The 23,334-nt window shown below is 70.8% G+C and carries 15 protein-coding genes, 1 tRNA gene and 9 pseudogenes; 14 read left to right on the top strand and 11 right to left on the bottom strand.

Translation table 11 applies throughout. The features are described 5' to 3' along the window. Positions 1 to 36: 36 nt before the first annotated feature. The gene (locus OG534_RS00670) at positions 37 to 858 is read right to left on the bottom strand and encodes a class I SAM-dependent methyltransferase (RefSeq protein ID WP_326586104.1); all 822 of its coding nucleotides are present in this window, start codon (positions 856 to 858) and stop codon (positions 37 to 39) included. A gap of 295 nt (positions 859 to 1,153) precedes the next feature. Beyond that, positions 1,154 to 2,840 (bottom strand): annotated as a pseudogene (locus OG534_RS00665) (ABC-F family ATP-binding cassette domain-containing protein). A gap of 1,231 nt (positions 2,841 to 4,071) precedes the next feature. Here OG534_RS00665 and OG534_RS00660 point away from each other — a divergent pair. Next, positions 4,072 to 4,833, top strand: a complete 762-nt coding sequence (locus OG534_RS00660) for a GNAT family N-acetyltransferase (protein WP_326586103.1) — start codon at positions 4,072 to 4,074, stop codon at positions 4,831 to 4,833. A 49-nt stretch (positions 4,834 to 4,882) separates the two neighbouring features. On the opposite strand, the gene OG534_RS00655 is transcribed toward OG534_RS00660, so the two are convergent. After that, positions 4,883 to 5,329 (bottom strand): hypothetical protein, encoded by a 447-nt coding sequence (locus tag OG534_RS00655; RefSeq protein ID WP_326586102.1) that lies wholly within the window; start codon positions 5,327 to 5,329, stop codon positions 4,883 to 4,885. A gap of 269 nt (positions 5,330 to 5,598) precedes the next feature. Between OG534_RS00655 and ligA the strand changes: the two are divergent. Further along, positions 5,599 to 7,670 (top strand): annotated as a pseudogene (ligA, locus tag OG534_RS00650) (NAD-dependent DNA ligase LigA). A gap of 48 nt (positions 7,671 to 7,718) precedes the next feature. Here ligA and OG534_RS00645 read toward each other — a convergent pair. After that, a pseudogene (locus OG534_RS00645) lies at positions 7,719 to 8,338 on the bottom strand (TetR/AcrR family transcriptional regulator). Positions 8,339 to 8,464: 126 nt separating this feature from the next. Here OG534_RS00645 and OG534_RS00640 point away from each other — a divergent pair. The 9 genes and pseudogenes from OG534_RS00640 to OG534_RS00600 all read left to right on the top strand — a co-directional run bounded on the left by OG534_RS00640 (position 8,465) and on the right by OG534_RS00600 (position 16,026). Further along, a pseudogene (locus tag OG534_RS00640) lies at positions 8,465 to 9,423 on the top strand (alpha/beta fold hydrolase). Positions 9,424 to 9,740: 317 nt separating this feature from the next. After that, positions 9,741 to 10,505, top strand: a pseudogene (locus OG534_RS00635) (crotonase/enoyl-CoA hydratase family protein). A gap of 193 nt (positions 10,506 to 10,698) precedes the next feature. Beyond that, on the top strand, positions 10,699 to 10,980 hold the full coding sequence (locus OG534_RS00630) for a response regulator transcription factor (protein WP_326586101.1): 282 nt from the start codon (positions 10,699 to 10,701) through the stop codon (positions 10,978 to 10,980). Between the two features lie 42 nt (positions 10,981 to 11,022). Continuing rightward, the gene (locus OG534_RS00625) at positions 11,023 to 11,454 is read left to right on the top strand and encodes a hypothetical protein (protein ID WP_326586100.1); all 432 of its coding nucleotides are present in this window, start codon (positions 11,023 to 11,025) and stop codon (positions 11,452 to 11,454) included. Between the two features lie 220 nt (positions 11,455 to 11,674). Then, the gene (locus OG534_RS00620) at positions 11,675 to 12,454 is read left to right on the top strand and encodes a class E sortase (RefSeq protein WP_326586099.1); all 780 of its coding nucleotides are present in this window, start codon (positions 11,675 to 11,677) and stop codon (positions 12,452 to 12,454) included. Between the two features lie 676 nt (positions 12,455 to 13,130). Beyond that, positions 13,131 to 13,262 (top strand): hypothetical protein, encoded by a 132-nt coding sequence (locus OG534_RS00615; RefSeq protein WP_326586098.1) that lies wholly within the window; start codon positions 13,131 to 13,133, stop codon positions 13,260 to 13,262. Positions 13,263 to 13,425: 163 nt separating this feature from the next. Further along, positions 13,426 to 14,047, top strand: a pseudogene (locus tag OG534_RS00610) (2'-5' RNA ligase family protein). A gap of 66 nt (positions 14,048 to 14,113) precedes the next feature. Then, the gene (locus tag OG534_RS00605; RefSeq protein WP_326586097.1) at positions 14,114 to 15,043 is read left to right on the top strand and encodes an SDR family oxidoreductase; all 930 of its coding nucleotides are present in this window, start codon (positions 14,114 to 14,116) and stop codon (positions 15,041 to 15,043) included. Between the two features lie 281 nt (positions 15,044 to 15,324). Further along, the gene (locus OG534_RS00600) at positions 15,325 to 16,026 is read left to right on the top strand and encodes a 2-phosphosulfolactate phosphatase (protein ID WP_326586096.1); all 702 of its coding nucleotides are present in this window, start codon (positions 15,325 to 15,327) and stop codon (positions 16,024 to 16,026) included. 591 nt (positions 16,027 to 16,617) lie between these two features. Here OG534_RS00600 and OG534_RS00595 read toward each other — a convergent pair. The 3 genes from OG534_RS00595 to OG534_RS00585 form a co-directional block, all read right to left on the bottom strand. Further along, complete coding sequence (locus tag OG534_RS00595; protein WP_326586095.1) at positions 16,618 to 17,109, bottom strand: lamin tail domain-containing protein; 492 nt, start codon at positions 17,107 to 17,109, stop codon at positions 16,618 to 16,620. 407 nt (positions 17,110 to 17,516) lie between these two features. Then, positions 17,517 to 17,843: a MazG nucleotide pyrophosphohydrolase domain-containing protein gene (locus OG534_RS00590; RefSeq protein ID WP_326586094.1), complete on the bottom strand. Its 327-nt coding sequence runs from the start codon at positions 17,841 to 17,843 to the stop codon at positions 17,517 to 17,519. Between the two features lie 68 nt (positions 17,844 to 17,911). Beyond that, positions 17,912 to 18,256, bottom strand: a complete 345-nt coding sequence (locus OG534_RS00585; protein ID WP_326586093.1) for a putative quinol monooxygenase — start codon at positions 18,254 to 18,256, stop codon at positions 17,912 to 17,914. A 102-nt stretch (positions 18,257 to 18,358) separates the two neighbouring features. Here OG534_RS00585 and OG534_RS00580 point away from each other — a divergent pair, with 102 nt between their 5' ends. The 3 genes and pseudogenes from OG534_RS00580 to OG534_RS00565 all read left to right on the top strand — a co-directional run bounded on the left by OG534_RS00580 (position 18,359) and on the right by OG534_RS00565 (position 21,605). Further along, the gene (locus tag OG534_RS00580) at positions 18,359 to 18,712 is read left to right on the top strand and encodes an ArsR/SmtB family transcription factor (protein WP_442807014.1); all 354 of its coding nucleotides are present in this window, start codon (positions 18,359 to 18,361) and stop codon (positions 18,710 to 18,712) included. 202 nt (positions 18,713 to 18,914) lie between these two features. Next, positions 18,915 to 20,031, top strand: a pseudogene (locus OG534_RS38560) (serine hydrolase domain-containing protein); the annotation flags it as partial. A 149-nt stretch (positions 20,032 to 20,180) separates the two neighbouring features. Then, a pseudogene (locus tag OG534_RS00565) lies at positions 20,181 to 21,605 on the top strand (MFS transporter). Between the two features lie 16 nt (positions 21,606 to 21,621). Here the strand turns inward: OG534_RS00565 and OG534_RS00560 are convergent. The 4 genes and pseudogenes from OG534_RS00560 to OG534_RS00545 form a co-directional block, all read right to left on the bottom strand. Then, positions 21,622 to 21,900 (bottom strand): hypothetical protein, encoded by a 279-nt coding sequence (locus tag OG534_RS00560; protein ID WP_326586090.1) that lies wholly within the window; start codon positions 21,898 to 21,900, stop codon positions 21,622 to 21,624. Positions 21,901 to 22,102: 202 nt separating this feature from the next. Further along, positions 22,103 to 22,252, bottom strand: a pseudogene (locus OG534_RS00555) (GNAT family N-acetyltransferase); the annotation flags it as partial. 249 nt (positions 22,253 to 22,501) lie between these two features. Next, positions 22,502 to 23,083, bottom strand: coding sequence for a hypothetical protein (locus OG534_RS00550; protein ID WP_326586089.1), 582 nt, complete (start codon positions 23,081 to 23,083; stop codon positions 22,502 to 22,504). A 75-nt stretch (positions 23,084 to 23,158) separates the two neighbouring features. After that, positions 23,159 to 23,233: transfer RNA gene (locus tag OG534_RS00545), tRNA-Trp, on the bottom strand. Between the last annotated feature and the right edge of the window lie 101 nt (positions 23,234 to 23,334).

Below are 23,334 nucleotides of genomic sequence, written 5' to 3'. Positions count from 1 at the left end.
TGGCGCCGTCACTGCCGTCGCGCGGCCATTTCTCAATCAAGGCCGTGGCCAACCCGTTACCGCCGCGCCAGGGCGCGGTCCGGCCCGAAAGGCGGACTGTCCCGGAGATTGTCGGTCAGGCGGTGCAGCGGACGGATCATGATCCAGCGGCCGGTTCGTGGCGTAGTCCGCCCAGAATTCCTCGCCGAACTTCTCCACGCCGGCATCCGAGACGTCCAGCGGAACCCACTCGATCCCAGTGAATCCGGCCGCCGTCAGTGTCCTCTCGTACGTCTCCTTCGACGGCGTGGTGGCCTCGAACGAGACGGGAGGATCCAGCAGGGCCGTGATCCGCGTCCCCCGGCCGATCGCGTTGTCCTTGCCCGTCGCCTCGCACAGGAACCCGTACTTGGCCAGCGAGGGGCCGTCGAAGTCGAAGCCCGGGTTCTGCGCGAACAGGAAGTATGCACCGCCGGCAACGAGGCTGCGCCGGATGTTGCGCATCATCTGCTCGATCTCGGCGACGTCGGTCGCATAGTTGAATGCCTGCACGGCCACGGCGACGTCGAAGGGCTGATCGAAGGCCCGCAAGGTGGCCGTGTCCCCGACTTCGTATGCGATGCCGAGGGGTTCGGACTGCTCGCGGGCTTCGGCGGCGTCGATCATCGCGCTGGAGATGTCGAACCCGAACACACGGGAGGCACCACGGCGCTTGAGCTCGCGGCTGTAGAATCCCGTACCGCAGGCGATGTCGAGAACAGACTTGCCGGTGACGTCGCCGACCAGGGCGAGGAAGCCTGGTACCTCGGTGTAACGAATGATGGGCGAGGGTCTTGAAGCCTTCGAATGCTTCGCCGATGCCGTCGTACAACTGACCACTCATCGTGGTGGTTCCCCCTCGATTTGTGGCGTCGGCTCTCAGGATGAGCCGCGGCCCTCGGCGGGAAGTCTCCCTGCCCATCCACGGGAGTTCGTACTGGTGGAAGGTACAAACATGCGGGGGGAACCGCTGCGGTGAGTCCAAAAGCAGGGTCCATGAGCAGAGGAAGGCGCTGCGGACCCGGGCTGGAGGATCGGGGCATTGCGGCGCCGTCGATGTGGCGATCTGGCCCTCAAGGGTTTCTCCACGCTCTTCAACTCCGAAGGTGTGCCTGACAGCCGGCTTGCGCAGGTGTCATGCGTCGGCTCCCCCTTCGGCGGCGCGGGACCAGCGCCTCCGGCCGCCGCGCAGCTCCAGCCGTTCCCCCGGGAACCGCTCGCGGAAGCCGCGGTCGTGCGAGACCGCGACCACCGCTCCCGGGTACGCCGCGAGCGCGGCCTCCAGGTCCTCGACCAGGTCGAGCGCGATGTGGTTCGTCGGCTCGTCGAGTACGAGGAGGTCCGCGGGCCGGGTCACCAGGCTCGCGATCTGCAGCCGTCGCTGCTGTCCTGCGACAGCGCCGCGACCGGCACGGGCAGGTCCTCCTCACGGAACAGGCCCAGCTCCAGCAGCTGTTCGGCGTACTCCTCCGGCAGCCCGGCCCGTCCGGCCGCGAAGGCCGCGAGCAGCGGGAGTCGCGTGGAGCGCGCGGGCAGCTCCTGCGCCAGGTACCCGATGCGGGCAGGGCGGCGCACCGCCCCCGCATCCGGCTCCAAGTCGCCCGCCAGGACACGCAGCAGCGTCGTCTTGCCGGCCCCGTTCTCGCCCGTGACCAGCAGCCGTTGCCCCGGAGCGACCGTCAGCAGCCCGTCCAGCCACAGCCGTTCGCCGACCGCCACGCCGTCGAGCTCGGCGAGCGGACGGTCGACGGGATGCCCGCCGCCTGCCGCCGACAGCGCCGCCGTGAACCGCAGCGGTTCCGGCGGCGCCGCCACCCTGTTGCGCTGCAGGTGGGCCAGCCGCTCCCGGACCGCCCGCACCTGGCCGCCGAGCTTCGCCTCGTGCGAGCGGCGGTGCTTGCCGAAACCCTGCCGCGGGTCCTTGCCGGTGGTCGCCAGCCGCTTCCCGGCGGCATCGAGCAGCTCCTCGGTACGGGCCACCTCCTCCAGCCAGTCCGCGTGCTCCCGCTCCGCGCGACGGCGGGCGGCGGCCCTCGCGGCTCGGTAGCCGAGCCACCCGTCGCCGTACCGGCGCACCGTGCGCGCATCCGCGTCGACCTCGAGGATCGTGGTGGCGATGCGCTCAGGCGGGTCGTGCGGTCAGCCGGCGAGACCGTGCCGCGGTGCGCGCGCAGGTGCTCCTCGAGCGCGCACGGCCACGGCGTCGAGGTGGTTCGTCAGCTCGTCGAGGGCTGCAGTTCGGGGAGGCGGCCAGCACGCAGGCGAGCGCGAGCCGCGACTGCTCGCCGCCGGAGAGCGAGCCGAGCAGGCGGTCGCGGGTGATCCCGGCGAAGTCCGGGTCCAGGTCCGAGTCCGAGCTGTGCCCGGCGGCGTCGACGCGGGCGTCCGCGTCGTGCTGCGCGCTGCTCGTACGCGATCAGCAGCTCGCCGTACGCGGCGAGTTCGTCCTCCGATGCCCCGCCGAGGTGCTCCTCAGCCGTGCGCAGTCGGCGTTCCATGTCGCGCAGTTCGGTGAGGGCGAGGTCGATCGCGTCCTGCACGGTGCAGTCCGGGTCGAGGTCGAGGGTCTGGGCGAGGTGGCCCGTCCCGCCGGGAAAGTGAACGGTGATCTCCCCGGAGTCCGGCACCTCGGCCGCGGCGAGCAGCCGCAGCAGGGTGGACTTGCCGGCCCCGTTCTCGCCGATGACGGCGGCCTTCTCACCCGGGCGGACGGTGAAGGAGACCTGGTCGAGGACGGTTCGGGTGCCGTACGACTTGGTGACGTCCTTGACGGACAGCTGCGGCACGGCAGCGGGCGCAGAGGTGTGGGCGCGTTCGCGCATGGGGCTTTCCCTGGGATGAGAAGTGTCTACGGGCAGCAGAGACGGCGGCGTCGGCCGTGCCCGGACTCAGAGAAAGCAGAAGAAGGCCATGCACTCACCATAACAAGACGATGCGTCTCGTCTCAACCTATTAAATCGACGGAACCACCACACCAGTGGCACACGAGCCTCCGCCACCCCGATCCCGCAGTGCGCGGGGAGGGTGGCGGAGGTCGCGAACGAACCACGTCGGAGCCGGGAGGGAGCTCGCGCTGGAGCGGCGCCGAGGGGCGGCGGCCGCGTGGAACTCCCGGCGGAGCTCCTAGGCTGACGGAGGCCCGACAGGCGGTCACCGCGGTCCCGTTGGTCACGCCGCCGCTGGTCAGGCCGGACACGCACTCCTCGTGGTTGCCGCTGTAGCCAACGCTGCACGCTGTCCGGACGGAGGCCGGGGCCTCGCCACCCTGGAGCTCTCGCTCGACCTGGTTGATGCAGGCCGAGACGTCCGCGTGGGCGGCCGGGGCAGTGAAGGCCACGCCACCGAGTGCGAGGGTCAGGCCGGTGAGGACACCTGCGATACGGGTCGACGTGCGCATGGGACGCACCTGCTCTTTCCGGGATCGTCGCACGGCCCGGACCTGGGGGTGCCGGATCCGTGTGTGGAACGGCGCCGAGCGCACGCGGCCGGCGTACAGCCGCCGGGTCCGGGCCCCCGCATCGGACCGGCTCGGCAGGGCCTCCCCTCCCTCCTTCGACGCTAGAGCAGCCCCCTGCCGCACGCACCCGCTGGGGCTTCGAGCGCCCGAGAGCCGGCCGGCCATCCGCTGCTCGGCGCACACCTCACCGCAGGCCACCGGCCGTCGGCGGGCCCTGTCCCTCCGGCCGGAAGCCGCTCCGGCCCACCGCTCGACCCGACCGCTGCCCAGCGCGCCGCAGGCTCCTGCCAGACGTCCAGGGCATGCGATTGTTCAAGCGAAGCGCCGAGCCGGAAGCCGTTGCCTCGACGGAGACCGATCAGTCGGACCTGGGGACGCTTCTCCTCCAGGGTGAAGACGTGATCGAACAGCTTGCCTTCGCGCACACCTCGTGGGGGCTCGGCTCGGCGGACCGTTGGGGACTCGACCAGCGCAGCGGAGTCATCACCTGGAGTCGGCCAGCCGTCCCGGTCTCACGCCGCGCGTCCACGAGGCGCCTGCGGGCCGCCCGGGGGAATTCGCAGGCCGCAGGGTGCTGGACTGCATACGATTCCCCCATGCCGAGCTCAGAGATACAGCGGATCAACGCCTTCCTTTCCGCCTTCGCCCGCCGTCAGGCCGCGCGCACCGTCGACGTCCCCGGCGGGTTCGCCGCGTACGACGAGGCACTCGCGCACTCCCACGCGAACAACCACCTCGTCATCGACACCGCCGTCGACCCCGAAGCCCTGCCGGCCATCGCGGAGGAAGCGCTGAAGCACCTTTCGCACCGCCTGATCTCCGTCCTCGACGACGAAATCGGAGCGGCGTGCGCGGAGCCGCTGATCCGGGCCGGATACAGCCATTCCACCTATCTGATCATGCTGCACACGGGCGTGGTGCGGGCCGGTGGGCCGGCGGAAGAGGTGGACCTGGAAGCACTGCGCATCCCGCTGACCCGGCGCTGGCAGGGCTTCCTTCCGGACGCCGGCGAAGAGGTCCTGCGGCAGCTCGTCGACCGGCGCGAGGCTCGCCGGCGCGGAGCCGACGTCGTGTACTTCATCGGTGCCCGCGCGGCGCAGGTGACGTCGCCTCCAGGCCGACCTCTCCACCTCGACCCGGCGACCGGTATCGCCCAGATCGAGGACCTGATCACCTCGGAGGCCCACCTCAAGCATGGTTACGGGGACGCCGTTCTGAGCACCGCACTGGGCAGGGCCGTCGACCAGGGCTGCGACACCCGGTTCCTGATCGCCGACGCGAACGACTGGCCGCGCCACTGGTACGAGCGCCGCGGCTTCTCCGTCATCGGCCAGACGCACGGCTTCGAACGCAGCTGAAGCCGGGACCGCCGGGCACCATCGGGCCCTGTCCGTCAGGCGTCAGCCGTCAGTGTCCGTCAGCCGTCAGTACACCCAGGTGACGTATCTCGGGACCGGGTCCGGCGCTGTGTCCGTGTACAGGAGTCGGATCATGGGTGAAGCGCCGGACATCGGGGTGCTCCGGCCAGGTCTCCGGACTGCTGAGGGTCACCGTCACCGGGTAGGGCCGGAAGCGGCCCGCCGCGCAGTAGGGGTTGCAGTCGTTCACCATGTCGATGCCCGTGGCCGTCGCGGTCCGCGGCCCCCAGGTGTCCCAGCGGAGCTCGACGAGGCGGTTGTTGCCGTCGCCACAGGCCAGCAGGTACTCCTCGGGGCGCACCTGGGCCTTGGAGAAGCAGTCGACGACCACGACCGGCTCGGGCACCGGAGCCGGTGCGGCCCGGGTGTGAGCGGAGGCCGGGACGGTGGCCGCCACCAGGGCTGCCGCCGCGCACAGCAGAGTGGCTGTCCGCATTCTGGACCGGGGTGCACGAACGTGCCGTCCGTCGCCTGATGCGTCCACGACGCCCTCCTCGCCTGTCGGTCCCACCGTCGGCGCTGAGACCATGCCCAGCTTCCCCCATCCGGCCGAGACTCGCACCCGCAGGGGCGGTCGGCCGTCCGCGAAGAGGGCCTTGGCCTGCGCGAACAGCCACCGCGGAGCTGATGGCGCGGGCCCGGGCGCCGCCGCGACCCGCCATGCCGGCCGGGCATTGTCAGACCCATGGGAGAGGATCGATTCTCATGACGATCACCTCCGCCGATGAGGCACTGTCCGGCCTGCCCACCCTGTCCAGCCGTGCCGAATACGGCGCCGCGCTCCAGCAGTTGCGCGAGGCGTCGCAGGCGTACTACGGCGGCGAGAACAGCACGCTGGACGACGCCGGTTACGACCGGCTGCGGCTGTCCGTGCTTCGCCTGGGAGGCGGCGCACCCCGACGAGGCCGCCCAGGACTCCCCGACCGGCCTGGTCGGGGACGGCGCCGCCCCGGTCGGCGACACCAGCGCACACCACCCGCCTGCTCAGCCTCGACAACGTCTTCGACCCGGCCGGCCTCACCGCATGGGGAGCCTCCCTCGAGCGCCGCCTGGGCCACGTGCCCACGGGCGGCTTCACCGTCGAGCCGAAGATGGACGGAGCGGCCGTCGCCGCCCGCTACCGGGCCGGCCGGCTGGAGCAGATCATCACCCGCGGCAACGGCACCCACGGCGAGGACGTCAGCCACGTCATCGGCACCATCGAGGGCCTGCCCGAGCAGCTGCCCGTGCCGGCCACGTTCGAGGTGCGCGGCGAGGTCCTGTTCACGCAAGCGCAGTTCGAGACCGCGAACGAGGTCCGCACCGCACACGGCGCGCAGGTCTTCGCGAACCCGCGCAACGGCACGGCCGCACCTGCGCGCGAAGGACCGTCCGTACCGGCTCGCGATGACGTTCTGGGCGTACGGAGCGGTCGAGCTCGACGGCGTCGCCTTCGCGCCCTCCGGGGCCACGCACGCCGAGGCCCTGGCCGCCGTGGCCGGGGCCGGGGTGCAGACCACGGCCGACACACCCGCGGGTCTGCACGTGGCCGCGACCCTCGCCGAGGCGCAGCAGAAGGTCGACGAGATCGCGGCGCTGCGCCCCGCCCTGCCGTTCGGCATCGACGGGGTCGTGATCAAGGCGAACGACGCGGCCGAGCAGGCGGCGGCCGGCTTCGGCAGCAGGTTCCCGTACTGGGCGATCGCGCTTCAAGCTCCCGGCGGTCGAGCGGCAGACCGTGCTGAAGGATGTCGTCTGGGACGTGGGCCGTACCGGCGTCCTGGCCCCGACGGCCATCCTCGAGCCGGTCGACATCGACGGATCCACGGTCACCCGGGCCACCCTGCACAACCCCGCGGACATCCGCCGCCGCGACCTCCACCTCGGGGACACCGTGACGGTCTACAAGGCCGGCGACATCATCCCCCGCGTTCAGGCGGCCGTCGTGGAACGCCGCCCGGACGGCGCACCGGAGGTGCCGCTGCCCACGGCATGCCCCAACTGCGGTGGAGAGATCAACAAGGACCAGGAGCGCTGGCGCTGTGCGAAGGGGACGGCGTGCGCGCTGCCCGCGCTGATCGAGTACGCCGCCGGGCGCGACATGCTCGACATCGACGGGCTGGGCAAGACGTACGTCAAGGCGCTGATCGAGTCCGCGACGTCGCCGACGTCGCCGACCTGTTCACCCTCACCGAGGACCAGCTCACGACCGCCTCCGGCAGCGCGAAGCGCGGGGCGAAGCTGGCCGAGCAGATAGCGGCCGCCAAGTCCCGCCCGCTCAACCGCGTCTTCTGCGCCCTGGGCGTGCTCGGCACCGGGCGCAGCATGTCCCGCCGCATCGCCGCGCACTTCGGCACGATGGACGCGATCCGGCAGGCCGACGCCTCCGACATGCAGGAAGTCGACGGCTATCGGCGGGGAGAAGGCTCCTGTCATCGTCGAACAGGTCGCCGCCCTGGCCCAGCGTCATCGACAAGCTGGTCGCGGCCGGGGTCAACATGAAGGAGCCGCAGCAGCCTCAGGCGGCGGTCGAAGGCCCGCTGGCGGGCAACACCGTCGTCGTCACCGGCAAGATGAGCGGTCCGCTGGAGAACATGGGGCGCTCGGAGATGAACGCGCTGATCGAGAAGGCCGGCGGCCGGGCCGGCAGCAGCGTCAACTCCAAGACCACCTACTTGGTCTGCGCGCCGTCCGCGAGCGGGAAGCCGAGCTCCAAGGCCGTCAAGGCCACGGAACTGGGCGTCACGGTCCTCACCCCGGAGGCCTTCGCCGAACTCGTCACCGACTACCTGGGCTGACCTTTGTCCCGGCCGTCGTCCTGGCCGAGCCGCCGAGCCGCCGAGCCGCTACGGCGCGGCGGTCAGGCCGGCTGTGGTGAAGATCCGGTCGAGGTGGTGGTGGAGCACCGCGACGGCCGACTCCGGCCCCCGCTGGCCCACGAGGATGCTGGTGCCCATGGTCGCCGTCATGGCGAGCAGGCTGATCGCCTCGGTGCGCGCGTCGGCGTCGGGGTCGGCGAGTCCGGCCTCCTGCGCCTGCTCGATGAGGCCGGCCACGGCGTTCTCCGCGGCGTCCGGGTTGTCGATGAAGGGCTGCGCGGCCAGGGCCTCGTCGGTCACGGACAGGATGGAGTAGGAGCTGTAGAGGAGGTGGAAGGTCCGGCTCTCCTCGTCGGTGGGGAGAGAGGCCAGCAGCACGCTCGATGGTCGCGCGCGCGGCCGGGTCGGCCTGCGGCGCGGAGGCGGGCGCCCACACGTGCGGTGAAGCGGTCGGTCAGGTGCTGGAGCCCGTAGAAGAGAAGTCTTTCCTTGGTCTGGAAGTAGTACTGCACGAGCCGGAGTGACACTCCGGCCTCGGCTGCCACGTCACGCATGCCGACCGCGTGCAGTCCGCGCCGTCCGGCGACCCGGATGAGCGCCTCGGCGATCTGCGTTCGCCGCTCCTCGTGGTCCACGCGCTTTGGCATGTGTCGTGTCTCCGCCCGTCGGTGGTGCGTTCGCGGTCCGGTCTCGCCGGACTCTTTCATGATACCGCCGTACCATTTTTATGGTACGTTCGTATTACGAAGAACGGATCTTCCCGGAGGTGCCCCGTGCCCGAGAACACGACCCGAACCCGCGCGCGCCGCGACATCGGCCGCTACGTGAACGACACCTTGCGCGACCGGTACTTCGCCGCCTGCGACGCGCTCTACGCGTTGGGCGCGCCCGCCCGCTCCGAGACGGACGTCGAGACGAGCTTCGGCACCACGCACGTCTACCGGTACGGCCCCGCCGACCCGGCAGCCGAGTCACGCACGCCCGTGGTCCTGATACACGGTTCGGGAGGCTGCTCCGCCCAGTGGTACCCCAACACCCTTGCCCTCAGCGCCGAGCGCCCCGTCTACGCCCTCGACACCCCCCGGCGACCCCGGGCCGCAGCGTCCAGCGCGAACCGATGTGGCAGCCCGAGCGCGCGGCCCAGTGGATGGACGAGGCCCTCGACGCGCTGGGCCTCGACAATGTCCACCTCGTCGGCTCCTCGTACGGCGGCTGGCTGGTCATCAACCAGGCCCACCTTCGACCCGGGCGGCTCGCCTCGGTCACCGCCCTCGACCCGGGCGGTCTGGAGAAGGTCGGCCTGCGCTTCTTCGTATGGATCTTCGCCAGCCTCTTCGCCACCTACGCCCCCAAGGCGTGGCGCCCCCGCCTCGCCAAGTGGCTGGAGCAGCCGGTGATCGTCGTCCCCGAGCTCCGCGCGATGATCCAGGCCAGCGTGAAGGCCTTCCGGATCCGCCGCCCCGCCCCGCTGCCGCTCTCGGACGCGGAACTGGGCTCCATCCGAACGCCGTTCTACCTGATCATGGGCAAGCGCAGCCTGCTCGTCCACCCGCAGCGGCAGCTGGAACGCGTACCGCGCCTGATCCCGGGCGCCCGCGCCGAGATCGTCGCCGCGACCGGGCACGGACCGCAGATCGACCACCCCGACCTGGTCAACGCCCGGATGCTGAGCTTCATGGAGGACATCGACTCCCTCGACCCGGCCGCAGCCCGCGGGCCCGTCGACGCGTAATCCCCACGGCCCGCGGGAGGGCGGGTGCCTCTCGTGCTCCTGGCCGTCCTGGACCGACAGTTGCTCGCGGACTTCCGGGGTGTCCAGGTACATGCGCCACTGGACGACCGTGCCGATCCGGACGTGGGCGGTCCGGAGCGCAGGACCGGCGAGGCGTGGCTCCGCAGCTTCTGGTGCCGCCGCCGCAAGTGCTACAGAGTGGTCGTTCGCACCCCGTTCGTACCCCTGCGCATCCGGCAGCACCACTGGACCCATGGAGTTCCGCTGTGGCCACGACCTCTGAAACGCCCGGGACGACGCCCGTCGATCCGCCTGCCGTGCGGATCGAAGGAGACGGCCCCGTCCGTACGGTGATCCTGGAGCCGCCCCGGGGTCCGCAACGCGGTCGATGGCCCGACGGCGGCCCAACTCGCCGATTCTTTCCGTGCGTTCGAGGAGGACGAGAGTGCGGCCGTCGCCGCGCTGTGGGGCGAGGGCGGTACGTTCTGCGCGGGCGCGGACCTCAAGGCCGTCGGTACCGACCGCGGCAACCAGGTGCTCGCCCAGGGCGACGGGCCGATGGGCCCCACGCGGATGAGCCTGACCAAACCGGTGATCGCCGCGGTCAGCGGCCACGCCGTGGCGGGCGGACTCGAACTGGCCCTGTGGTGCGACCTGAGGGTGGCCGAGGAGGACGCGACCTTCGGCGTGTTCTGCCGCCGCTGGGGCGTGCCGCTGATCGACGGCGGTACGGTGCGGCTGCCGCGCCTGATCGGCGAGAGCCGCGCGGATGGACCTGATCCTCACCGGCCGCCCGGTGGCCGCAACCGAGGCGTACGAGATCGGCCTCAGTCAACCGCCTCGTGCCGCCCGGGGAAGCCCGCGGCGCGGCGGAGCGACTGGCCCACGAGATCGCCGGGTTCCCGCAGGTGTGCCTGCGGCACGACCGGCTCTCCGTACGGGAGCAGCACGGCCTGACCGAGCAGGAGGCCCTGGCCGTCGAGTACCGCCACGGCCTCGTTCCGCTCACGGCGGGGGAGACCCAGGCGGGCGCCGACCGATTCGCCGCCGGAGCCGGCCGCCACGGCTCCTTCAGCGGCTGATCAGCACAGCACCGCGGTCGCAGCTGACGCCTGCCCGGCGCTCGTGGCCTGTCACACGCCTGTGACAGTCGGCGGACACGCTCGCGAAGTCGCCCGGCCAAGCTCTTCATACAGGAACAAACCAGGGCATTAAGCCCTCTGCTTCCGAAGCCGTGAGCAGCGATGACCGAGCCGATCCGGCGGAGGAAATCCCATGAGCCTCACCCTCACGATGCCGCAGACCCAGACCCAGACGCAGGCCCCCGCAGTGGCACTGGCCCCGCGCGAGCAGGAGGCCCTGGGATACATCGCCGCAGGTCACACCTACCTGCAGACGGCCCGCCAGATGGGACTCTCCAAGCACACCGTCGACGCCTACCTCCGCCGCATCCGCGCCAAGCTGAACGTCCACACCACCGCCGAGCTCACCTCGCCTGGCCATGAGCCTCGGCCTGTGACACCCAGCCGCCAGGCAGCTGACCAGCAGTTTTGGTGAAAACTCCTGGACCGGGACGCCCTAAACCCGGATCATGAACGGGTGACCCCCACCGAATCAGCGGCAAGCGCCCTGCAGGACCATGCCTCCCTCTGGCGCGTGGGCGAAGGCTGTGCGACCGATGTCGTCAGCGCCGCCTGCGATGCGCTCGTCGCCGGACTCGACAGCCCCGCTCTTCGCATCCTGGCCGCCTGCACGCGCGCCGAGGCGGACTATGACGTGCACGATCGGCTTCCCCCGCGCTCGACGAGCTCGGCCTCACCCTCCTTCCGGCCGGCAGCGAAGCCGCCGAGGAAGCCGCCGTGCGAGCGCTCGCACGCCGCATGCTGGCCGGCGAGCTGGAGCCCTGGGACCTCACGCACCGTATCCACCACCGGCAATGGACACGACCTGGCTCTGACCGCACGGCTCGTCGAACTCGACGACGAGTACGGCATGCTCGAAGCCGAATACGGCGACGGGAGCCGTGGATGAGGTCAGTGCTGCGGTCACTGCCGAAGCCCGCCGCCTCGCGGGCCACCCTCACGTCGCGGCCGACTCCAGGACGTAACCGGCGTGGTGCCCGGTCGGGGGAGGGAGGTCACAGGGCGGGACCCTTATGGACCTCTTGCTCCGTATGTCACTCTGGGCCGTGGTGAATCGGGTCACCCGCCTGCCACGCGACCCGGACGACCGACCGACACGGAAAACGCCCATGTCATTGCCGCTCCCGTCCCGTGCCCTGCCCGCCGTACTGGCCGGCGCCGTGACCGCCCTGCTGGTGGCGTGCGCGCCCTCGGCCGCCGCCGGTGCCGCGGCACGATCGCAGACGGCGGCGGTACCCGCCTCGTCTCCGGCCGCCCCGCCCGCGGCCTCCGCGGCGTCCACGCCTGCCCGGGCGCCCGCCTCCGCTCCCAGCACCACTCCCTCCGCCCCGGCGGCCGCGGACCCGGGCGTCGACCTCCGGACCCAGGCCTCGGTGCTGTCCATACCCTCTGCGGGCATCTCCGGACTGAGCGTGGAGCCGTACGAGGGCACCACCGACGACGTCGCGGGAACCCGCATCCAGGACCGCGGCGTGGCGGCGAGCCCGTACGGGAAGCGGGGCGGAGCCGGACCCGGTCAGGTGGGCAACTTCCTGGTCACCGCGCACCGCCTGTCGGCGGGCGGTCCGCTGCGCGACCTGCCCGCGGTGGACAAGGGCGACACGGTCCGCGTGACCGTGGGTGCGGTGGAGTACACCTACGAGATCGTCGCGACCCGCAAGACGTCCTTCCGGTCGGAGCGCTCGCTGAGCGAACAGCGCGCGGCAGTGCCCGGGAAGCCCGGGGTGGCCCCCACCCAGGCCATGATCACGATCTCGACCTGCGCCACACCGGAGGACCACGCCGAGGGCAACTTCTGGAGCGACGCCCAGGGCAACCCCGAGCACCGCATCGACAAGATAGGCGTCCTGCGCAAGACCTCCCCGGCCCCGGCCCCGGCCGCCGGCTGAGCGCGGCAAGAGGCGGATCGCGCCATTGCCCCGCTCCGCGAGGGAAGCCGACTCCTGGCTGGTCGGCTCCCCGCGCGGACTCGTACCGACCGGTAATTCCAGCCAATTCTCGGCACGCAGCTGACATGCTCCTGACACTTAGAGGTGGCTGTGGGACCCTCCCGGCACGCACTCCCGCACCCTCTGAGAGGCCCAGCGCCTCGCCCACCCCCACCAGTACGTGGCATGGAGGAGCGAATCATGAAGCACATCGTGCACAGGAGCAGCAGGACCACCACCAGCCGCCGGACCCATGGCACCCGCGTCTCGCGCATCGCCGGCATCGCGACGCTGCTCGTCGCGGCGGCCTTCACCGGTACCGGCACCGCCCTCGCGCACAGCCCCGGCGCCGCGGCCGCCGACCAGAAGGTCGACGGCGTGATCGTGGTCGCCGGCAACAGCTGCAGCTGGACCAACGCGAGCACCAGCGTCGCCGCCCTGCCTCCCCTTACCGTCGACCGCACCACGATCAACGCTCCGGGAGGCAACCTGCGCTCAGCGGCGGCGGCATCGCCGCCTCCTCAACAACAACCCCGCCTTCACCTTCGACGACGCGGCCGGCACGGCGCGGACCGACCTGATCGACATCACCGGCCGGCAGAGCTTCATCTCCTGTCGCTACAAGGCGACGAACATCGTGTGGGACCGCGACGGAGTGAGCCGGAAGTACGTCAACCGGGCCTTCACCGCCGCCAAGACCTCGGGCAGTTTCCTGTGCCCGGGCTCCGTCGCCACCCCGGCCGGGGACGCGTCCATGCTGTTCCGCTGAGCCTGCGGCACAGCGCAGGGCGGGGCGGGCTGGAGTTTCAGGGCCCGCCCCGGACCCTGCGAGGTCGTCCCCGGCCACCCCGGCTCACGGCCTCGGCCCCGGCACAGCCGCCCGGCCGGCGTGCAGGGGCATCATGGCCATGTGAACGCGTTCCCGACCGCCGGTGGCGGAGCCGGCGTCCCAGGGTTCCTCGAGGTGGCTCCCACACCTCGGACCGCCGTCGTGTGGCTGCCTCCGGCCGGACTGTGGCCCCCCATCCAGGACATCCGCGCCGAGCACGACCCCCAGATCCGGACGCTGGCCTCCGCACGTGAACCTGATCTTCGGCTTCGTCCCGGAGGCCGACTTCGACGGGGCGGCCCCACTGCTGGCCGCCGCTGCCACCGACATCGAGCCCTTCTCCATCCGCCTCAGCGGAGTGCGCGTTCCGGCACCGCAGCTACGCCACCGTGTGGCTGGACCCCGCCGCGGCCGGCCTGGCCCCGTGGACAGCCCTCCAGGGCGCCCTGGCGGAGCCCTTCCCCCGATGCCGCGGCCGGTTCCCGTCGTTCACGCCGCACTTGTCGCTGGGGCGCACCCACGATCCGCGTCGCCTGGCCACGGAGTGCGCCGCCCGCCTGGGCAGCCTGTCGGCGCAGGTGCAGGAGATCGTGGTGGTCTCACGCCGTGACGACGAGCCCATGCAACCCCGTCTCACGATCCGCCTGGGCACGGGCGAACTGCACTGGCACCACGACTCCGACACCTCACCCCCCGGGCCCGGCGACGGCCGCCGTACGGAGTGAGAGCAGCGGGACCGATGCGGCGCCGCCTCCGGGACAGGTGCCGCCGGCCGGTGGGATAGTCGAACCATGGTGTGGTCACCGGATCCCGACGCGTTGCGTGGACACGTTGCCGTCGTGGCGGGAGCGACCCGGGGTGCGGGGCGTGGCTTCGCCACCGCGCTGGGGGAGTCGGGGGCGACGGTGATCTGCACCGGGCGGAGCAGCGTGAGCGGCAGGACGGCGTCGGACTACGACCGTGCGGAGACGATCGAGGAGACCGCGGACCTGGTCACGCGGCTCGGCGGAACGGGGATCGCCGTCCAGGTCGACCATCTCGACCCCGAACAGGTCCGCCGTCTGGCTGCACGGATCCGCGACGAGCACGGCCGCATCGACGTCCTGGTCAACGACATCTGGGGGGCCGAACTCCTCAAGGGCGGCCCCGCACAGTGGAACACGCCGCTGTGGGAGCACGATCTCGACGACGGCCTGCGGATCCTGCGACTCGCCGTCGACACGCACCTGATCACCTCCCATCACCTGCTGCCCCTGCTGATCGAGGAGCCCGGCGGCCTGCTCGTCGAGGTGACGGACGGGACGACCGAGATCAACGCGTCGTGGTACCGGATCTCGGTCTTCTACGACCTGGCCAAAGCCGCCGTGAACCGGCTGGCCTTCTCCCAGGGGCACGAGCTGCACCCGCACGCGGAAGCCACCGCGGTCGCGATCACCCCGGGATGGCTCCGCTCGGAGATGATGCTCGACAACTTCGGCGTCACGGAGGCCAACTGGCGCGACGCGCTGTGCCCCGACAGGAGCGACGGCCACCCGACCGCACCGGAAGGCTTCGCGCAGTCGGAGTCACCGCGGTACGTGGGCCGCGCCGTCGCGGCCCTGGCCGCGGACCCGCATCGCGCCCGGTGGAACCAGCGGTCGGTCACCGTCGCGGAACTCGCGAGGGAATACGGGTTCACCGACATCGACGGGACCCGGCCGGACAGCTGGGGGGCACTCTGAGCTCGTTCTTTGACTTCTGGCGCTTCTGAAGGGGTGCGGGCATGGTGGGCGGTATGACAGACAGCTCCGACTCTGTTCCCGCGAACGTACGTGACCGCCAGGCGACAGAACACACCTGGGCATGATGGTGCCGGTCAGTCGACTTCGACCGTTGTACGTCGGCGGCAGGCGGCAGGCGGCAGGCGGCAGGCGGCTTGGCTGGCGGCAGCGTCCCGAGCCCTCGATGTCACGCGTATCACTCTCCGGGTGCCTTGGGTCGGGCATGCGCGATCATGACCGGAATGGACACTCGTTTCCTTGGCATCCCTGATCTGGTCGAAGTCCCGTCCGTGGCGGTCGTAGTCGACGTCATGCGTGCTTTCACCGTGGCTGCCTGGGCCTTTGCCCAGGGGGCGGAAAAGATCGTTCTCGCTGAGTCGCTGGACGAAGCCCTGGCGCTCAAGGCCCGCCACCCGGATTGGGTGGCGCTCAAGGACGGTCCGCCCGCGCCCGGGTTCGACACCGTCAACTCCCCGGGTCTGCTGCGGTCCATTGACCTTGGCGGACGGACCGTCGTGCAGAAAACCACGGCGGGGACGGTGGGCGCCCTTGCGGTGAAGGAGGCGTCGCTGGTGCTGTGCGCGAGTTTCGTGGTGGCGGGGGCAACGGCTGGGCTCTTGCGGACGCGCGAGAGTGACAGTGTCACGTTCGTGGTGACCGGCGAAAATGGGCAGGCCGATGAAGATCTGGCGTGTGCTCAGTACATCGCTCGGAGAGCGACCGAGGCCGGGACGGATGCTGCCGAGTACCTCCGCCGCGCTGCTGAGTCGCGCGCCGCCGCCGAACTGGCGGAGGGGGTGCGCCAAGGAGTCCATGCTGATGACGTTGCGCTCTGTCTTGAGGTCGACCGGTTCCCCTTCGCCATGGTGGCGACGTCGGAAGGCTCGCTCATGGTCCTGCGTCCACGCTCGATGCCTTCGCTGACTGACGAGGAACCGGTCTGATCGCTGGTGGGGCCTCACTTCATCATCGAGAGCGAGCACCCTGTCGGGGATGCAGTGTCAACTGCATCACCGATGGCGGTGGTCATGCGGATGCGTTCGCTGAACTCCCCGGCCAGGGGAAGGCCCCCCGCGAGCACGGAGCTGGGCAATCCGACTGAGCGCCACATCGCGTGAGACCCTCGTGCCGATGTGAGACGGGGACAGCTCGGCGAGTGCGTTCAGTCGACGACGGCACCGCCGGTGATATTGACCTCTGTGGCGGTCATGGTCGGCGCGCGGTCGGAGGTCAGGAAGGCTGCGGCGTAGGCGACGTCTTCGAGACGGGGCCGGCGATGGAGCAGAGTCGTGGTCGCCTCAGGGTCATCCTCGGGCGGGTTGGACGGATCGGGCGAGCCGGGAGGTCGGCCCGTCAGAAGGAGACGGCGTCGCGGACGAGCGTGAGCGGGCACGTCATGCAGTGTCCGCCACCGCGCCGCGCCCAAGAACTGCGCCGCGGGCATGGGCATGGCGTGCCGCGGCTGGTTAGCCGTGGCACGCCGTCCTCGGTGGCCGGCGGCTCACTGCCCCTGGGGGAGTGGCCGCCGGTCAGGATCAGCCGCGGTGCTGGTGTCCGCGGCGGTTCCAGGATTCGGTGTCGATGACCTTGCCGCGGTTGTCGCGGAGGGTGGCGCTGTCGCGCTCGTCCCACACCTGCTGGCGGCGGTCCTGGTAGACGTCGTGGCGGGAGTCGCGGCCCTTGCCGGTGTGGACCCTGACGCTGGAACGGCCGTCCAGGCGGAAGTCGTTGAAGCGGTAGCGGTTGCCGTCACGGTCGGTGAGGGTGAAGCCGCGCAGGTTGACGGAGTGGCGGCCGGTGTTCTTCACCTCGACCCACTCCCCGTTCAGGGCGCGGTTGGAGCGGTCGTTGCTGCGGCCGGGGCCGTCGGACTGGACGCCGCCGATGACGATCGAGGAGTGAGGGCTGCGGTGGTCGCGCCGGTGGTCGTCGGCGGCGGCCGGCAGAGCGGCCGCGCCGATCAGGGTGCCGGCGGCCAGGAGTGCGGCGAAAGCACGGCGGGTGGCGAGAGAAGCAGACATGAACATGACCCCTTCAACTTCAACAGACGGCCCGGCCCGGCCTCGTGCAAGCCGGCGGGCTCGGAACGATTCCCGGCATCCTGCCGAGGAGCCATACTTTGGCGCCCAATCGCCCCTGAATGTTGCCTATTCGTCCCGTGTTGCGCAATCCGGATATGTCCGTAACTCTCCCTTGTATCGGACAACCGTCAAAGCCGCGTTGACGCCTCAGGGGCAGTAGTTCGACGCGAGCCCGTGGGGCGCCTGCGAGCAGGGGCATCCGGCACCGGAAGCCCGGCCTCGACCGCCCGATTCGTCCCTGCGCCGAACGAGTGCAGGAATCTGTAACAGCCGGCCTCGCCGTTCCTTCGCATGCGCTTGCGGAAACGATTCCGGCGTGCGAATACTTCTCCGCCATCGACGACTTCGGTGCGTCACTCGCCCGCTTCGCGCACCCGGATGAGGACGCCCCGGCTGTCGCGCTCGTATGCGCGCGCCTGATTCTTGTTGATCTTCTGCTCGACCTCGGCGGCCAGGTCGATGCCATTCATCTCGGCGAGGGCGGCGACGTAGAGCACGACATCGGCGAGTTCTTCGCCGAAGTCCGGCAGGCGCTTGCGCCAGGCGGTGAAGGCCTCGCCCACTTCGGCGGTCAGCAGGCCGAACTCCAGGGGCACGTCGGTGGTGTTGAAACCCTTCTCGAGCTTGTTGGCCCAGGCGAGCTTCTGCGCTTCTCGGATCTCCACGGCTTCCTCCGGCACGGGGTGCAGATGATGCCGGAGGAGCCTAGCGAGGGGCGGGGCCCTGCCGTGATGCGGAGGGTTCCGGTTCAGCCGGTCAGGGCTTCCGCTCCGGTCCGGTGGTCAGCCGACTGGTAGGGGCTGTGCATGGTGAGGAAGTGAATGGCGAAGTCGGTCTTCAGGTAGTCCATGCGCCGCTCCCAGAAGGCTCGCATGTGGGGGAGGGCAAGGTGGGCGTCGAGATCGGCCTGGGAGCGCCAGGCCTCGTAGAAGACGAACACGCCGGGCTCATTGCGGTCTTCGTGGAAGTGGTACGCGAGGCAGCCGGCCTCCTGTCGGGTCGGTTCGACGAACGAGAGCAGAAGCCGCTTCAGCTCCTCGGCGCGTTCGGGCTTGGGGTGAGCGGTGCCGACGAGTGCGAATGGCTGAGACATGCAGGGTTCCCTCCCCAGTAGGTACGACCAATTTCGTACCTACTGGACGGTACCCGAACGCGCAGGTACGATGCAATCCGTACCTGAAGGAAGGTGTCCCGCATGCCCGATGGTGAAGGCCACCCGAGCGTCGAGGAGATCGAGCTCGGCCCCGTACTCTCCGCGCTGGCCGATCCGCTGCGCCGCCGAGTGGTGCGCGAACTGGCAGCCGAACCCGACGGCGCCGCGCGGACCTGCAGCTCCTTCGGGCTGCCCGTCTCCAAGGCGACCGTCACGCACCACTTCCGCGCCCTGCGCGAGGCCGGGCTGATCCGGCAGGTCGACCGGGGCAACAGCCGGATGGCGAGCCTGCGCCGGGCCGACATCGAGGAGAGGCGGCCCTCGGACTGCTGGGCATCGTGGCAGCCGAGTCGCAGGAGTGAGCCCGGCGCGGTCAGGCGGGGACAGGGCCGGTGAATCGGCCAATCCCCGGGTTCGCTCAACCCTCCGCTGATCATTTGAACGGTCTCGTCGTGCGGAAAGCGGCCCTACTCGGCTCCACGGGAGCCGCACGAGTACGCCCGCCGCCGGCCAGGAGCACCAAGAACCGCAAGGAGCTGGACAGGATGGCGCTGCGGAAGACCGCACGGGTCGGCGCGGTGGCTCCGCGGCGGCCGCGATGGCGGCGACCGCCTTCGCGGTACCCGCCCAGGCCTCCACGGGACACCGCCCTCGACGCCCCCCTCGACGGCAGGGCACGAGGCGACCCGGCGCGCGATGGACGCGGAGGTGAAAGCCGGCATCCCCGGCATCACGGCCCAGGTGCGCGACGCCAACGGCGTCTGGAAGGCGACGTCGGGTGTCGGCAACCTGACGACCGGCGCGCCGCGCGGCACGAACGACCGGTTCCGCGTCGGCAGCATCACCAAGACGTTCGTGGCGACCGTCCTGCTCCAGATGGAGTCGGAGAAGAAGCTCAGCCTCGACGACACCGTGGAGCGCCATCTCCCCGGCCTGGTACGGGGCAACGGCAACGACGGCCGCAGGATCACCGTACGTCAGCTCCTCAACCACACCACCGGTCTCTTCGACTACCTGGCCGACGAGGAGTACCTCGACACGCTACATGCTGGGTGAGGGCTACCTCAAGCACCGCTACGACACCCTGCCGCCCAGGAAACACGTGAAGGTGGCTCTCTCCCACGCGCCGTTGTTCGAGCCCGGTGCCCGGTTCTCGTACTCCAACACCAACTACATCCTGGCCGGGCTGATCGTCGAGAAGGCGGGCGGGCGGACGTACGAGGCCGAGGTCCGCGACCGCATCATCAAGCCGCTGGGCCTGAGGTCCACCTCCAACCCCGGCAACAGCATCCACATGCCCCGGCCCAGCAGCCGCAGCTACTCCAAGCTGTTCGAGGAGACACCCGACCGGATCGACGACGTCACCGAGATGAACGGCTCGCAGTGGCTCGGGCGGACGGCGACATCATCTCCACCACCGGCGACCTGAACCGGTTCTACAGCGCCTCAATGCGCGGCGAACTGCTCTCTCCGAAACAGCTCAAGGCCATGAAAACGACCGTCCCGCACCCCGAGCGCTCCGACATGTCCTACGGACTCGGCCTCACACAGCTCCGGACGAGCTGCGGCACAACGCTCTGGGGCCACGGCGGAGGCATGGTGGGGTCGACCTCCCTGGCCGTCACCACCGAGGACGGCCGCCACCAGCTCGCCTACAACCGCAACGGGGACTGGAGCGCGGAGCCCCGACCAGCATCATGGAGGCCGAGTACTGCCCCACGCCGCCCCCTCGGGCTGAGCCGTACGCATGCGTCCACGGCCTCGCCACCGGGCTGCGGCCGGCCGCCGCTCCACAATGGGACGAGGGCATGCATGCGGCCATCGGGGGTGTCCCGGCGGCGTCGGCTGAGAGGAACGCCCCTCAGTGCGCCGGGTCTCGGCGGCCGCGCGGAGGACGGGGGCCTTCGTCGCGGTCGCCGTCGCCCTGTTCTGCATCCAGCTCGACTTCTTCGCCCTCAACCTCGCCCTTCCCGGTATCGCGGCGGAGCTCGGCGTCACGGTCTCGGCCGCGCAGTGGACCCTGTCCGCGTACATGCTCGCCATCGGCTGCTTCTTCATCGTCGGCGGCCGGGTGGGGGACGTCTTCGGACGGCGGGGCACCCTGCTGGCCGGGACCGCCCTGTTCGCGGCCGGATAGGTGTGCTGCGCGCTGGCTCCCGGCCTCGGTCTGCTGGTCGTGGCCCGGATCGCACAAGGGGTGGGCGCGGCGTTCGTCTTCCCGGTGTCCGTGGCCGTGATCACCAATACCTTTCCCGAGGAGACCCGTGCCAGGGCTCTGGGCGCCGTGTTCGGCGTCGCCAACATCGGGACCGCGCTCGGGCCCTTCGTGGGCGGAGGGTTCACCGAGGGGCCCGGCTGGCGCTGGATCTTCTGGCTGATGGTGCCGCTGAGCCTGGTCTCGCTGCTCGCCGCCCTGGTGTACGTACCGGACTCGCGCGATACGTCGGCGCCGCGCGAGCTCGACCTCGCGGGGTGCTTCCTGATCGTGTGCTCGCTGGCCGCCCTCACCCTGGCCGTGGAGCGCGGGACGCCTGGCTGGACGAGCGCCCGTATCGCCTTCTTCGCGGTGGCGGTGGGCCGGCGGGCTGTTCCTGGTGCGGAGCGGATGGCCCGGCACCCGCTGGTCGACCTGCGGCTGTTCCGCAACGTCCCGTACGTCCTGGTGACCGGGATGGGCTCGCTCTCGAACATGGGCTACGGCGTCACCGTCTTCCTCGCCACCCTCTACCTCCAGGGCGTACGCGGCCTCTCACCGCTCCTGGCGGGCACGGTGTTCCTGGCCCCGGCCCTGCTGGTCGCGGTCAGCGGGCCGCTGGGGGCGCGGCTGGCCCGGCACCTGCGGCCGACCGCGGTGATGGCCCTCGCCGGGGCCGTCGCGGGCACGGGGATGTACGCGCTGACCCAGGTCAGCGCCTGGTGGCTGTACGTGCCGGTGTTCGCGTGGTGCGGCCTGGGCCTGGGGCTGGGCTGGACCTTCTCCAGCGTGGCGACCCAGCAGGTCGTCGCACCGGCCAGGGCGGGGGAGGCGTCGGGCGTGCTGCTGACGTTCCTGGTCACGCTGGGCGCGATCGCCCTGGCCGGGACGGCGGCGGCGATCTCGGCGATGACGCCGGAGCGGCCGCCGGAGGAGGCCTACGATGCGATCCTGCGCCTGGGCGGGGTGGTCATCCTCGCGACGGCGGTGGTCGTCATGGCCGTACGCCACCGGCTCGTGGTGCTCGGCAGGATCCCGCCGCTGTCGATGCGTACGGGCGATGACGCCGGGCGGAAGCCGGGCCCCCGGCCCTGACGGACCGTCCGGCGCATCATGCTTCGGGGTCGGGGTCGGGGTCGGGGGTCTGGAGGTCGTAGAGGTAGGACCGGTCGCCCTTGAAGCTGCGCCAGACGGTGGCCGGGGGTGCGGGTTCGTCGGCGTGGCTGGTGAGGGGATGGGCCGTGACGAGGCCGCCGGCGATCTCGCAGTGCCAGCCGTCGGCCGGCGACCAGACACACCAGACGTTTCCGTCCGCTCGGCGGTAGGCGGGGCGGCCATGGCGCTCCCCGTCGCGTTCGAAGTGGTGGCGGAGCCCGTCGACGTGGCGCACGAAGGTGAAAGACGCTGCGCCGTCGGATGCGGCCGTGGGCCTGCACAGCGTGCGCCGGTAACGGACTTCGATACGGGCACTCCGTCGTAGTCGCCGGCCTGGACAGCGCCGTCGGCGACATAGCCGGCGCGCTCGAGAGCGATGCCGTCACGTTGGCGGTGAGGACCCACAAGAGCAGCAGGTCGAGGCCATGGGCATGAGCGCGGGCGTGCACGGCTTCGAGGAGCGTGCGGCCGATTCCGGACCCGATGAGTGAGGGCTGAACGTACAGGGCGTAGAGCTCACCCGTGGTCGTACTCGTTCCGGTGTCGTGCGCGGGCCCGAGGCAGGCCCAACTCCGCGACGTGCCCATGGGCGTCGACCGCTACCAGGTTGGTCGTGGTCGTGCCCTCCTTCGACCTCGCGAAGTGCTGCCGGCGGCTGCTGAGCATCTGCCTCGACCGTCATGGCATCGAGGAAGGTCTGGGGCACGATCCCGGCATACGCGGCCTGCCAGCCGGTCACGCGTACCGCTGATACAGCCGGGACATCGGCTTCCGTCATGACGCGTACAGTCAACATCCCGGCACCGTACGAGACCGTCGCCACGACCGCCTGGGAATTACGCGCGCCGCTCGGCCCGGAATCGGTAGACCGCCCAGCCGGCACCGAGCGCGGCGCCCGTCCAGACGATGACCTCGGCCAGGATGATGCCCGGGGTCAGGGTCATGTGGGGCCGGGGCGGCATCAAGAGCATCTGCGCGGCAGCGCCCACCGGCACCGTCAGCGCGGCGAGCAGACCGGCTGTCCCCGGGCGCCTGATGGCTGCGCCCACCGCGCCCAGGGCCGTGCCGAACAGCACGCTCGCCGCCCACCACAAGGTCAGTTCCGACTCGTACCAGGCCAGCGGTTCGCCTCGGATCGAGGAGTCCATCACGTAGTACGCCGCCGTGGCCGCTATCAGCGCCAGGGCGCCGGTCAGCGCGCCCCTTGCCCATGTCCTGGCCAGCCAGCCCGTCGCCACCGCGAGCGCGGCCCACGCCCAGCCGGAGTCCATCAACAGGCTGAGCACCTTGGCGGCGCCGGCCAAGACGGTGCCCGTGATGGACGCTCCGAGCGGCAAGTACGGAGAGGAGAGCGTGTTGACGAGCGAGGTCGCCACCCCGAAGAGTGCCCCGATCGCGACGCCGATGATGATCTTCATACCGGGAGAATATCCATCACCCCGGGAGCAGCGAGAGCGGTGGGGCTGTCGCCGCCCGGAGCGGGCGGTTGCGGACGGAGCCGACCGGATTTGAACCGGCGTCCTCGCGGATTTGGAGTCCGCGCGCGTCGACCTCTGCGCTACGGCTCCGCCCACCCCGGCATCTTAAGTCGATCCGTTGCCCTTCCCACCACTCGTTTTCATTCCACCCCGAGGCCGGCGCGGTGCTCAGGGCGAGGTGTCCGGTGTCA

The sequence above is a fragment of the Streptomyces sp. NBC_01294 genome (genome assembly GCF_035917235.1).
GTDB classification, from domain to species: Bacteria; Actinomycetota; Actinomycetes; order Streptomycetales; family Streptomycetaceae; genus Streptomyces; species Streptomyces caledonius.
The sequence above is the reverse complement of the archived record's forward strand: the minus strand, read 5'-3'. Positions and strand labels throughout refer to the sequence as shown.